Below are 12,074 nucleotides of genomic sequence, written 5' to 3' on the forward strand. Positions count from 1 at the left end.
AGTTAGAGCATGACTCGCCCGCAAGCGCTTCTCGCTGTTTCGCTCGCTTTTGTCGCAACCGCGGTGTATGCCGTCATGTGGGTGGGGCACTCCCAGGATTGGGGTTGGCTGCATAGTTTCGATTGGTCGTTGTTGAACGCAGCGCACGACATCGGGATAAAGAACCCTGCGTGGGTGCGCTTCTGGGATGGTGTATCCCTGATCTTGGGCCCAGTCGTGCTGCGGCCGCTGGGTTTGCTGGCCGCGATGGTCGCACTGGCGAAGCGCAAGATACGGATAGCGTTGTTGCTGTTGGCCTGTTTACCGCTCAACGCGATCATGACGATCGCGGCCAAATCCGTGGCCCACCGCCCGCGACCGGCGACTGCGCTGGTATCTGCCCATTCGACTTCGTTTCCGTCAGGGCATGCGTTGGAGGCGACCGCAAGCGTACTCGCGCTGCTAACCGTCCTGTTGCCCATGCTGCACAGCAGGTTTACTCGGCACATCGCCATCACGGTGGGCGCGCTGTGCGTGTTGACGGTCGGTGTTGCCAGGGTGGCGTTGAACGTGCATCATCCGACCGACGTTGTTGCCGGCTGGGCGCTGGGGTACCTGTATTTCCTCGTGTGCCTGTGCGTATTTCGACCGCCGTCGATATTCGGTGCCCAACGCGCGTCTCATGCTTTGTCGCCGCCAGTGGAGGTGTCGAGACAACCCGAACCGGAAGTCGACACGGCCCGCTAAAGCCATGGTGCGCTGTGCATTTCGCTTTGTCACCGCACAGTGACCCAGCCGGATTCTAACCTTGACTTGACCACACGAGGTGATTGTCTGACGATTGAGCGATGAGCCGACTCCTAGCTTTGCTGTGCGCTGCGGTATGCACGGGCTGCGTTGCTGTGGTTCTCGCGCCAGTGAGCCTGGCCGTCGTCAACCCGTGGTTCGCGAACTCGGTCGGCAATGCCACTCAGGTGGTTTCGGTGGTGGGAACCGGCGGTTCGACGGCCAAGATGGATGTCTACCAACGCACCGCCGCCGGCTGGCAGCCGCTCAAGACCGGTATCACCACCCATATCGGTTCGGCGGGCATGGCGCCGGAAGCCAAGAGCGGATATCCGGCCACTCCGATGGGGGTTTACAGCCTGGACTCCGCTTTTGGCACCGCGCCGAATCCCGGTGGCGGGTTGCCGTATACCCAAGTCGGACCCAATCACTGGTGGAGTGGCGACGACAATAGCCCCACCTTTAACTCCATGCAGGTCTGTCAGAAGGCCCAGTGCCCGTTCAGCACGGCCGACAGCGAGAACCTGCAAATCCCGCAGTACAAGCATTCGGTCGTGATGGGCGTCAACAAGGCCAAGGTCCCAGGCAAAGGCTCCGCGTTCTTCTTTCACACCACCGACGGCGGGCCCACCGCGGGTTGTGTGGCGATCGACGATGCCACGCTGGTGCAGATCATCCGTTGGCTGCGGCCTGGTGCGGTGATCGCGATCGCCAAGTAACCCCGGACCTCGATTGTGAACTGTGCGACGGGTTTTCGGCGTGTTGCGTCGTGAGATTCACGTTCGGCGTCAATCGGCCAGCGCGCGGCCCGGCCTGATGTTGAAGTTAAGGCCCGCCAACGACATGGTCGCCTCGTAGGTTCGGTCGTAGCCGGTGGCGCTGATCCGCCAGCCGTCGGTGGTTCGTCGGTACTGGTCGTGGTAGAACGCGGCGCCGATGAGCATGAAATTGAACTCGGCGACGATGACCCGGTCTTGCAGGTACCAGATGCCGGTTGCGGTATCGCCGGTCACGGTGATTTCCGGATGGGTGACCCGGTGTTCGGTGATGACACCCGGGCCGAGTGCCTGCCGCAGGTAGTCGACCAGGTCGGCGCGGTTGGTGAAGTGCAGCTCCGTACCGACCGATGACCCGTAATCGCCGGTGACATCCTCGGCCAGGGTGTCGGTGAAGTCGTCCCAATGCTTGGTGTCCAATGCCCGCAGATACCGGTATTTGAGCTGTTTGATCGCTGCAATGTCGGCTGGATCACCCGGAGTCACCACGCCATTGCAGCACACCGGCTCACGGGTAGCTTTGGGGTATGAGCCAATCCCGGTACGCGGGGTTGTCCCGCAGCGAGCTGGCAGTTCTGTTACCCGAGCTGTTGTTGATCGGCCAGCTGATCGACCGATCGGGCATGGCCTGGTGTATACAGGCATTCGGCCGCCAGGAGATGCTGCAGATCGCCATCGAGGAGTGGGCGGGCGCCAGCCCGATCTACACCAAGCGCATGCAAAAGGCGCTGAACTTCGAGGGCGACGACGTGCCCACCATCTTCAAGGGGCTACAGCTCGACATCGGCGCGCCGCCGCAATTCATGGACTTCCGTTTCACCCTGCACGACCGCTGGCACGGCGAGTTTCACCTCGACCACTGCGGTGCGCTGCTCGACGTGGAGCCGATGGGCGACGACTACGTCGTCGGCATGTGCCACACCATCGAAGATCCGACGTTCGACGCCACCGCGATCGCGACCAACCCGCGCGCGCAGGTGCGCCCCATCCACCGGCCGCCCCGCAAGCCGGCCGACCGGCATCCGCACTGTGCGTGGACCGTCATCATCGACGAGTCCTATCCCGAGGCTGAGGGTATTCCGGCGCTGGACGCGGTCCGTGAAACCAAAGCTGCCACCTGGGAATTAGACAACGTCGATGCGTCTGACGACGGGCTGGTGGACTATTCGGGTCCGCTGGTGTCCGACCTGGACTTCGGGGCGTTCTCGCATTCCGCACTGGTGCGGATGGCCGATGAGGTCTGCCTGCAAATGCACCTGCTGAATCTGTCGTTCGCCATTGCCGTGCGGAAACGGGCCAAAGCCGATGCTCAACTGGCCATTTCGGTGAACACCCGCCAGTTGATCGGAGTGGCCGGGCTGGGCGCAGAACGCATTCACCGTGCGATGGCTTTACCCGGCGGAATCGAAGGCGCGTTAGGTGTGCTGGAGCTACACCCGCTGCTCAACCCGGCCGGTTACGTGCTGGCCGAAACGTCGCCGGACCGTCTGGTGGTGCACAACTCGCCAGCCCACGCCGACGGCGCCTGGATTTCGTTGTGCACACCGGCATCCGTGCAGCCGTTGCAGGCCATCGCCACCGCTGTAGACCCGCATCTGAAGGTTCGGATCAGCGGGACGGACACCGACTGGACCGCGGAACTCATCGAGGCCGATGCCCCAGCGAGCGAACTGCCGGAGGTGTTGGTAGCCAAGGTCAGTCGCGGATCGGTCTTCCAGTTCGAGCCGAGGCGCTCACTGCCGTTGACCGTGAAATGAGCTCGATGCGATCTGTCAAGTCGGTGGCGGTACCGCTTCGGTGACACCACCGCATCGACCGCATACCAATGAGGTTGTCACCGAACCGTATACGGCCCACCCGCCGCTATGGTTAACGCTGGCCACCGACCCCTATTGACGAAAGCCTTCCGCTATGTACGACCCGCTGGGGTTGTCGATCGGGACCACAAACCTGGTCGCGGCGGGTAACGGAGGTCCGCCGGTTACTCGTCGCGCCGTGCTGACCCTGTACCCGCATTGCGCACCGAAAATCGGTGTGCCTAGCCAGAACCCGAACTTGATCGAGCCGGGCGCCCTAATGAGCGGCTTTGTTGAGCGCATTGGAGATGCGGTGGCGCTGGTGTCTCCCAACGGATCCGTGCACGATCCAGACCTCTTGCTGGTCGAGGCGCTGGATGCGATGGTGCTGACCGCCGGTGCGGACGCGAGTTCCTCGGAGATCGCCATTGCCGTTCCCGCGCATTGGAAGCCCGGAGCTGTACACGCACTGCGTAACGGTTTGCGGACGCACGTCGGCTTCGTCCGCAGCGGCATGGCGCCGCGCCTGGTTTCCGATGCGATCGCGGCGTTGACCGCGGTGAACTCGGAATTGGGCCTGCCCCACGGCGGTGTGGTGGGGTTGCTTGATTTCGGTGGCTCCGCGACTTACGTCACCTTGGTGGAGACCAAGTCGGATTCCAGGACGTCGGATTTCCAGCCCGTTAGTGCCACGGCACGGTACCAGGACTTTTCCGGTAGTCAGATCGACCAGGCTTTGCTGCTTCGGGTCATCGACCAATTCGGGTACGGCGATGACGTCGATCCGGCCAGTACCGCCGCGGTCGGGCAACTCGGCCAACTCAGGGAGCAGTGCCGTGCGGCAAAGGAACGACTGTCCACCGACGTTGCCACGGAATTGTTCGCTGAGCTTGCCGGGTGCAGCTCGAGCATCGAGATGACTCGGGAACAGCTCGAAGACCTGATCCAGGATCCATTGACCGGCTTCATCTACGCGTTCGACGACATGCTGGCGCGCCACAACGCGAGCTGGGCGGATCTCGCGGCGGTGGTCACCGTCGGCGGTGGTGCCAATATTCCCCTTGTGACTCAACGTCTTTCGTTCCACACTCGTCGACCTGTGCTGACCGCGTCGCAACCCGGGTGCGCGGCGGCGATGGGTGCGTTGCTGCTCGCCAACCGTGGGGGAGAGCGCGATTCGCGAACGCGGACGTCCATCGGCCTCGCCACGGCCGCAGCCGCCGGCACCAGTGTCATCGAGCTGCCGGCCGGCGACGTCATGGTCATCGACCATGAGGCCTTGACCGATCGCGAGTTGGCCTGGTCGCAGACCGACTTCCCAAGCGAAGCTCCGGCGCGTTTCGAGGGCGACTCGTATAACGAAGGCGGCCCCTGCTGGTCGATGCGTCTGAACGCGGTCGAGCCCCCCAAAGGACCAGCGTGGCGGCGAATCCGGGTGTCGCAGTTGCTCATCGGGGTGTCGGCGGTAGTGGCCATGACCGCGATCGGGGGCGTGGCATTGACGTTGACAGCCATCGAGAGACGCCCAAGCCCGCTACCAACCCCAATTGTGCCCGGCCTGGCCCCGATGCCGCCCGGATCCGTCGTGCCTAGCTCGCGCGCACCGACCCCGCCGCCACCGCCGTCGACCGTTGCGCCGCTTCCCAGTGCGGCACCGGCCCCGACGACGGTCGCGCCGGCACCGCCGCCGCCCACACAGGTGGTGACGACCACGACAGCGCCACCCGTCACCACGACGCCGAGGCCGTCGCCGACCACCACAACGACCACCGCGCCACCGTCGACAACGACGACAACCGAGCCGCCGGTGACGACCACTTCGACGATTCCAACGATTCCGACGACTACGACGACGGTGAAGATGACCACGGAGTGGTTGCACGTCCCGTTTTTGCCCGTTCCGATCCCGGTCCCGATTCCGCAAAATCCGGGTGCCGGCGAACCGCAGAACCCGTTCGGAAGCCTTGGCTCTGGGTGAGCCGCGTTCCCCGGAGCTGGCCCCGTCGGTGTCAGGTCCGTAGTATCGGTATGGGTTGCTGAGGAGGTCGCGTGGGCGACTATGGTCCGTTTGGATTCGATCCCGACGAATTCGATCGGGTGATCCGGGAGGGGAGCGAGGGACTGCGCGACGCGTTCGAGCGGATCGGCAGGTTCCTCAGCTCATCCGGCGCGGGAACGGGCTGGTCGGCAATCTTCGAGGACTTGTCCCGGCGCTCGCGTCCGGCGCCGGAGACCGCCGGCGAGGCCGGTGACGGTGTGTGGGCCATCTATACGGTGGACGCCGACGGTGGTGCCCGCGTTGAACAGGTGTATGCGACCGAGCTTGACGCCCTGCGCGCGAACAAGGACAACACCGACCCGAAACGCAAAGTCCGCTTCCTGCCATACGGCATCGCGGTCAGCGTCCTCGACGATCCGGTGGACGAGGCCCAGTAACGTCAGCCCTGCTGGACGCTGTTGGAACCGCCGGCATTGCTGATCTTCGGCGAGCCCGAGTGATACGTGACCTCGTTGTTGAAGCCGGCGGCTTCGATGGTGTCGACGGAGTCGACGGTGACCGAGTTCCTCATGCCGGACACGGTGAGGCTGGTGCAGTGGCCGGTGATCACCACCGTGTTGGACATGCCGCTGACGCTGACAATGCTGTCGTTGCAGGCGATTGTCCGGTTCACGTTGACGCCGGAGACGCTCAGGCTGGCGCCGGCCGGCGGAAGAGTGGTGGCCGGTTGCGCAGTCGGGGTTGGAACAGCCCGGGAGACAGACGGGGTGGGCGAGAGAACGACGAAGTTGCCTTGGGAAAGCCGCTGTGCGCTGAATGCGGCGATGCCACCCACCAGAACCAGCACGCCGACAACGACGACCGCGGCCAGGATCCACCACGCCCTGTTGCCGGAGGACGATCGCGGCGATGGGCCGCCGAACGGGCCGCCATAGCTATACGGCGGCGGTGGCGGGCCGGGTGGATAGGTGTAGCCGCCCGACTGCGAGCCGCCGAGTTCGGAGGCGCGTGCCACGTCGGCTAGCGGCCGCTCCAGTTCCCGGATTCGCGCCTCCGGGTCATCCTCTGGGTTCATGCACAGATGCTCCCACACGACGATCATGCCGCATAGGTAGTTGCGCCCGGCGGCACCACACGATTCGGCTTGGCCTGCTATCGTCCCATGCTTATGCCTGAGATGGATCGTCGCCGAATGATGATGATGGCGGGGTTCGGCGCCCTGGCTGCCGCGCTTCCCGCCCCGACAGCCTGGGCCGACCCGTCCCGGCCGGCCGCGCCGGCTGGTCCGACACCGGCGCCCGCCGCGCCGGCTGCGGCAACCGGTGGGCTTTTGTTCCACGACGAGTTCGACGGGCCGGCCGGTTCGGTCCCGGACCCGTCCAAGTGGCAGGTGTCGAACCACCGGACGCCCATCAAGAACCCGGTGGGCTTTGACCGGCCCCAGTTTTTTGGGCAGTACCGCGACAGTCGACAGAACGTGTTCCTCGACGGCAACTCCAATCTCGTGCTGCGCGCTACCCGAGAGGGCAACAGGTATTTCGGTGGCCTGGTCCACGGCCTGTGGCGGGGTGGCATCGGGACCACCTGGGAGGCCCGGATCAAGTTCAACTGCCTGGCTCCGGGCATGTGGCCCGCCTGGTGGTTGTCCAATGACGATCCTGGTCGCAGCGGCGAAATCGACCTGATCGAGTGGTATGGCAACGGGACTTGGCCGTCGGGAACCACCGTGCACGCCAACCCGGACGGCACCGCATTCGAGACCTGCCCGATCGGTGTGGACGGTGGTTGGCACAACTGGCGCGTCACGTGGAATCCGAGCGGCATGTACTTCTGGCTGGATTACGCCGACGGCATTGAGCCCTACTTCTCGGTTCCGGCGACCGGAATCGAAGACCTCAACGAGCCCATCCGCGAGTGGCCGTTCAACGACCCCGGCTACACGGTGTTTCCGGTGTTGAACCTTGCGGTTGGCGGTTCTGGTGGCGGCGATCCCGCGACGGGTTCCTATCCACAGGAGATGCTCGTCGACTGGGTGCGCGTCTTTTAACGCCTCGCGCTCTTGCCCGGGGTGCTACCCGGCTTGCTCGGAGAAAGCATGGAGTTTTTGGTCACCATGACCACCCGCGTTCCCGATAGCATGCCCGCGGACGCAGTCGAGCGGGTCCGTGCCCGCGAGGCTGCCCGCTCGCGCGAGCTCGCGGCACAGGGAAAGCTACTCCGCCTGTGGCGCCCGCCGCTGCGGCCGGGCGAATGGCGCACCCTGGGGCTGTTCGCCGCCGACGACAACGGCGAACTGGAGCAGCTGCTGGCCTCGATGCCGCCGCGGTCGTGGCGCACCGACGACGTCACGCCGCTGGGTGCTCACCCGAACGACCCGGTTGGCCAGGGGATAACCATCGCGCCGGGTAAGGGTCCGGAGTTTCTGATCGCGACGACCATTATGGTGCCACCGGGTACCCCGGCTCAGGTGGTCGACGACACCGTGGCGCGCGAGGCTCGCCGCGCGCCCGAGCTGGCCGGGCGGGGACACCTGGTGCGGTTGTGGGCACTACCCGACGGACCGGACGGCCAGCGCACCCTGGGGCTGTGGCGGGCTCGCGACCCTGGCGAGCTGATGGCCATCCTGGAATCGCTACCGCTTGCTGGCTGGATGACCATCGAGACCACGCCGCTGAGTCCGCATCCCGATGATCCGATCCGCATGCCCTGACCGTTTCCGGTGTCGCCGGGCTCTTAGGCGCCGTCCCACTCGCCGCGGGCGATGAGAACATCACGAAGTAGGTCCGCGCGATCGGTGATGATGCCGTCCACGTCCATGTCGAGAAGGGTGTGCATCACATCGGGTTCGTCGACGGTCCAGGCATGCACTTGGCGTCCCGCAGCATGAAAGCCGCGGACCCGTGCCGGCGTAATGACCGGTACACCGCCAAGCCGTGACGGTAGTTGCACGCAGTCGATGTCGCGCATCATCCGCCAGGCATATGCCCGGCTGCCCAGCGGACGCGCGGTCAGCCACGCCAGCAGCGCGCCCGTTCCTGCCGAACTAGCGACCCGCTTGGTCAGCAGGCGCAATGCGCGCCGGCGACGGCGCTCGGAAAACGAACCGATCAGCACCCGGTTGTGCGCGTTGCACCGCTCGATGACGTTGACGGTCGGCTCGATCGCCGATGCGGCTTTAATGTCGATGTTGACCCGCATGTCTGGCAGCGCGGTAAGCAGGTCTTCCAGGGTTGGGATCGACTGCCCCGCACCCAGCTGCGCCTTGCGGACATCACGCCAATCCAACCGGTCGACCGCGCCGGATAACCCCACCCCGGGCGCCAGCCTACGGTCATGCAGGATCACGGCTACGCCGTCCCGGGTGGCGCGAACGTCGGTCTCGATGTAGCGGAATCCGAGCTTGGCCGCCTCCTGGAACGCCCCCATGCTGTTCATGGGCAATCTGAACGACGTAAATCCTCTGTGCGCCATGGCAATCCGCCCCCCATGGCGAAGAAATTCCACGGTAGGTGCGCCACCGTCGCTCATCAGGTCAGTATCACATAGCCTCGGCCGCCGGGGGCGTCCACGCCGGGGGCAGCACCGCTCTGTCGGCGACGGTTCCTGTGCACCAGCCGCTTTCGCATCGCAGTGGTAATGGGCGCTCCCATACGGCGCGGTCGGCGACGACGGTGCATGGGCCGGCCATCGTTTTGGGCCTTCCCCGCCTTGCCGCCGGGCCACCGACGTTCAGCATCACCATCAGCGTCGACGTGTCACATCGGAGCCGATGACGGGAATCGAACCCGCGTATTCAGCTTGGGAAGCTGATGTTCTGCCATTGAACTACATCGGCACGGTTGCCTCGAAAGGCTAGCATCCAGAATCATTCCATCACCCCCAGGCCGTACAAGATCAGAAATCCGGCAAAGAACATCACGGCCATCCATGGCCGCTCCGGCGTTTCGTGCGCCTCGACAAGCAGTTCCTCCACGACCAGCCAGAGCAGCGCCGCCGCCGCGAACGCCAACACGAGGGTCAGGACGGTATTTCCCGCCCGGCCCAGCGCCACGGCACCTGACACACCGCCCACCGCGATCACTAGGCTCAGGGCGCTTGTGGTCGCCGCGGCCCGGATCCTAGGCATTCCGGAGCCGGCCAGGCGCAGGGCCACCGCCAGACCCAGGAACAGCACCTCGACCGTCAGGGCGATGGTGATGATGATCGCGGTGCGACTGGACACCGTCGCGCCCGTTGCGACCAGCAACCCGTCGATGAAGAGGTCAACCGCGACTACGGTGAGGAACCCGACGGGCAGTTCGCCCACGTCGTCGCCGTCTTGATGTTCCCCGTGGCCGTCAAATCGGCGCAGTGCAACGAGTACCGCGACGCCTGCACTGAAGCCCACAACGATCAGCCAGAGCGGACCTCTGCTGCGCAGGTCTGGTAGCACTTCCCCGGCCACGGCGGCCATGACAATTCCCGCGGCGAAATGTTGGACGCCGCTGACCATCGCCGCCGACGGCGTGCGCACCGACGGGACCACGCCGCCGAGAATCCCGGCGAGAACCGGGAAGGTGACCAACGAGGCGGCCGTTGTGACGTTGCTGATGCCAACCTCCCGGTTTCGGTCGAAGATCTCGGCTCGGGCACGCTTGAACATTGTGACGGCTAGTGACAAATGCAGCGACTTTCGGGGAAACGGGCATTGAAATAAGGAAGGAACAGCATGTCGAAGGTGCTGGTCACCGGATTCGGACCCTACGGCGTGACGCCGGTAAATCCGGCACAGCTCACCGCCGAAGAGCTGGATGGTCGCACCATCGCCGGCGCAACGGTCATCTCGCGGATCGTGCCCAACACGTTCTTCGAGTCGATCGCGGCAGCTCAGCAGGCCATCGCAGAGATCGAGCCAGCATTGGTGATCATGCTGGGCGAATACCCGGGACGCAGCATGATCACCGTCGAGCGACTCGCGCAAAACGTCAACGACTGCGGGCGGTACGGCCTCGCCGACTGCGCCGGCAGGGTTTTGGTCGGTGAGCCAACCGACCCCGCCGGCCCGGTCGCCTACCACGCGACCGTACCGGTTCGCGCGATGGTGCTGGCCATGCGAAAGGCCGGCGTGCCAGCTGACGTCTCGGACGCGGCGGGCACGTTCGTGTGCAATCACCTCATGTACGGCGTGCTGCACCACCTCGCCCAGAAGGGTCTGCCCGTCCGCGCCGGTTGGATTCATCTGCCGTGCCTGCCCAGCGTCGCCGCACTGGATCACAACCTCGGTGTTCCGAGCATGTCGGTCCAGACGGCGGTCGCCGGGGTCACGGCTGGCATCGAGGCAGCCATTCGGCAGTCCGCAGATATCCGCGAACCGATCCCGTCGCGATTGCAGATCTAGGGCGCAGCTGACGGCGGTCTTCTAGAGATTAGATATTTATTCTTCCGTTATCTTGTCGTAATCTGCTCAGCGTGGGCCGACATGAATTAGCTAGGGACCGGCGAAAGTCGTCAGCGGTCCTGGCTGCGGTCCTCGCCCCGGCCGCCGTGTTCTTCGCCACGGGCGGAGATGTCAGTACGCTTGCCGCCCGCGCCGATGCCAACCCGGTTCTCGGCGACGACGCGCCCTGTTGTGTGCAGATCGTGCCGGTTGCACCGCTGGCTTTCTCCTCACAGATATCCGGCGGTGAAATCGGGACGGGCCTTGCTGCCAGCCAGTTCGCTTCGGCATCGAGATGGCGCATCGTATCTCGGTATTTGCCGGTAGGGGTGGCACCCGAGCAGGGTCTACAGGTCAAGACCGTCTTGACAGCCCGCAGTATCAGTGCGGCTTTCCCCGAAATTCGCGAAATCGGCGGCGTTCGGCCGGATGCGCTGAGATGGCATCCCAATGGTTTGGCGCTCGACGTGATGGTTCCCAACCCCGGCACCGCCGAGGGCATAGCGCTGGGCAACGAGATCGTCGCTTTCGTACTGAAGAACGCGACCCGATTTGGGATGCAAGATGTGATTTGGCGTGGCGCCTACTACACGCCCAACGGCGCGCGGACAACCGGGGCCGGCCACTACGACCACATCCACATCACGACCGTGGGCGGCGGGTATCCCACCGGCGAGGAACTCTACATCCGCTGAGCCAGCGTGCGGCGACAGATACGCTCGTCGGGTGCTGCTCTCCGATCGTGATCTTCGGGCCGAGATCTCCTCCGGGCGGTTGGGGATCGACCCGTTCGACGACACCCTGGTCCAGCCGTCCAGCATCGACGTCCGGCTCGATTGCTTGTTTCGGGTGTTCAACAACACTCGCTACACCCACATCGACCCGGCCAAGCAGCAGGACGAGCTGACCAGCCTGGTGCAACCGGTCGACGGGGAACCCTTCGTGTTGCACCCGGGCGAATTCGTGCTCGGCTCGACGCTGGAGCTTTTCACTCTGCCCGACAACCTCGCCGGACGGCTGGAAGGCAAGTCTTCGTTGGGCCGGCTGGGCCTGCTGACGCATTCCACCGCGGGCTTCATCGATCCTGGCTTCAGCGGTCACATCACCCTGGAGCTATCCAACGTCGCCAACCTGCCGATCACTTTGTGGCCCGGCATGAAAATCGGTCAGCTGTGCATGTTGCGCCTGACCAGCCCGTCCGAGCATCCCTACGGCAGTTCCCGGGCGGGGTCGAAATACCAGGGTCAGCGCGGGCCCACGCCGTCGCGCTCCTACCAGAACTTCATCAGGTCTACTTAGCATCCGGCGCGGCTAGGCCTGTC

The 12,074-nt window shown here is 64.7% G+C and carries 14 protein-coding genes and 1 tRNA gene; 10 read left to right on the top strand and 5 right to left on the bottom strand.

All coding sequences use genetic code 11. From position 1 onward, the window contains the following. Positions 1 to 9: 9 nt before the first annotated feature. Positions 10 to 726: a phosphatase PAP2 family protein gene (locus tag FF952_RS01645; RefSeq protein WP_003401594.1), complete on the top strand. Its 717-nt coding sequence runs from the start codon at positions 10 to 12 to the stop codon at positions 724 to 726. Positions 727 to 827: 101 nt separating this feature from the next. After that, entirely contained in the window at positions 828 to 1,484 is a 657-nt protein-coding gene (locus FF952_RS01650; RefSeq protein ID WP_003902947.1) for a L,D-transpeptidase family protein, read from the top strand. Between the two features lie 69 nt (positions 1,485 to 1,553). On the opposite strand, the gene FF952_RS01655 is transcribed toward FF952_RS01650, so the two are convergent. Then, positions 1,554 to 2,045 carry a nuclear transport factor 2 family protein gene (locus tag FF952_RS01655; RefSeq protein WP_003401601.1) on the bottom strand — a complete coding sequence of 164 codons (492 nt, stop codon included), beginning with the start codon at positions 2,043 to 2,045 and terminating at the stop codon, positions 1,554 to 1,556. Positions 2,046 to 2,068: 23 nt separating this feature from the next. Here FF952_RS01655 and FF952_RS01660 point away from each other — a divergent pair, with 23 nt between their 5' ends. The 3 genes from FF952_RS01660 to FF952_RS01670 all read left to right on the top strand — a co-directional run bounded on the left by FF952_RS01660 (position 2,069) and on the right by FF952_RS01670 (position 5,773). Further along, a complete protein-coding gene (locus FF952_RS01660; RefSeq protein WP_003898398.1) occupies positions 2,069 to 3,298 on the top strand; it encodes a hypothetical protein in 1,230 nt (409 codons plus the stop codon). A 154-nt stretch (positions 3,299 to 3,452) separates the two neighbouring features. Continuing rightward, positions 3,453 to 5,315 carry an Hsp70 family protein gene (locus tag FF952_RS01665; protein WP_003904383.1) on the top strand — a complete coding sequence of 621 codons (1,863 nt, stop codon included), beginning with the start codon at positions 3,453 to 3,455 and terminating at the stop codon, positions 5,313 to 5,315. Between the two features lie 71 nt (positions 5,316 to 5,386). Then, positions 5,387 to 5,773 (top strand): Rv0313 family protein, encoded by a 387-nt coding sequence (locus tag FF952_RS01670; RefSeq protein ID WP_003401613.1) that lies wholly within the window; start codon positions 5,387 to 5,389, stop codon positions 5,771 to 5,773. Between the two features lie 2 nt (positions 5,774 to 5,775). Here FF952_RS01670 and FF952_RS01675 read toward each other — a convergent pair whose 3' ends face one another. Further along, positions 5,776 to 6,411 (bottom strand): DUF3060 domain-containing protein, encoded by a 636-nt coding sequence (locus FF952_RS01675; RefSeq protein WP_003902950.1) that lies wholly within the window; start codon positions 6,409 to 6,411, stop codon positions 5,776 to 5,778. Positions 6,412 to 6,498: 87 nt separating this feature from the next. Here FF952_RS01675 and FF952_RS01680 point away from each other — a divergent pair, with 87 nt between their 5' ends. Continuing rightward, positions 6,499 to 7,383 carry a glycoside hydrolase family 16 protein gene (locus FF952_RS01680; protein ID WP_003401621.1) on the top strand — a complete coding sequence of 295 codons (885 nt, stop codon included), beginning with the start codon at positions 6,499 to 6,501 and terminating at the stop codon, positions 7,381 to 7,383. Between the two features lie 48 nt (positions 7,384 to 7,431). Continuing rightward, complete coding sequence (locus FF952_RS01685; RefSeq protein ID WP_003401623.1) at positions 7,432 to 8,046, top strand: muconolactone Delta-isomerase family protein; 615 nt, start codon at positions 7,432 to 7,434, stop codon at positions 8,044 to 8,046. 23 nt (positions 8,047 to 8,069) lie between these two features. Here the strand turns inward: FF952_RS01685 and FF952_RS01690 are convergent, their stop codons facing one another. From FF952_RS01690 to FF952_RS01700, 3 genes are all read right to left on the bottom strand, one after another. Continuing rightward, a complete protein-coding gene (locus tag FF952_RS01690) occupies positions 8,070 to 8,840 on the bottom strand; it encodes a glycerophosphodiester phosphodiesterase family protein (protein WP_003401625.1) in 771 nt (256 codons plus the stop codon). Between the two features lie 260 nt (positions 8,841 to 9,100). Continuing rightward, positions 9,101 to 9,171: transfer RNA gene (locus tag FF952_RS01695), tRNA-Gly, on the bottom strand. Between the two features lie 30 nt (positions 9,172 to 9,201). Then, on the bottom strand, positions 9,202 to 9,996 hold the full coding sequence (locus tag FF952_RS01700) for a ZIP family metal transporter (RefSeq protein WP_003401627.1): 795 nt from the start codon (positions 9,994 to 9,996) through the stop codon (positions 9,202 to 9,204). Positions 9,997 to 10,044: 48 nt separating this feature from the next. On the opposite strand from FF952_RS01700, the gene pcp reads away from it, so the two are divergent. From pcp to dcd, 3 genes are all read left to right on the top strand, one after another. Then, positions 10,045 to 10,713, top strand: a complete 669-nt coding sequence (pcp, locus tag FF952_RS01705; protein WP_003401632.1) for a pyroglutamyl-peptidase I — start codon at positions 10,045 to 10,047, stop codon at positions 10,711 to 10,713. Between the two features lie 71 nt (positions 10,714 to 10,784). Next, positions 10,785 to 11,447, top strand: coding sequence for a VldE C-terminal domain-containing protein (locus tag FF952_RS01710; RefSeq protein WP_003401636.1), 663 nt, complete (start codon positions 10,785 to 10,787; stop codon positions 11,445 to 11,447). A 31-nt stretch (positions 11,448 to 11,478) separates the two neighbouring features. Beyond that, positions 11,479 to 12,051, top strand: a complete 573-nt coding sequence (dcd, locus tag FF952_RS01715; RefSeq protein ID WP_003898399.1) for a dCTP deaminase — start codon at positions 11,479 to 11,481, stop codon at positions 12,049 to 12,051. The last annotated feature ends 23 nt before the right edge of the window (positions 12,052 to 12,074 follow it).

The organism is Mycobacterium tuberculosis complex sp. N0072 (genome assembly GCF_030323725.1).
Classification (GTDB): Bacteria; Actinomycetota; Actinomycetes; order Mycobacteriales; family Mycobacteriaceae; genus Mycobacterium; species Mycobacterium tuberculosis.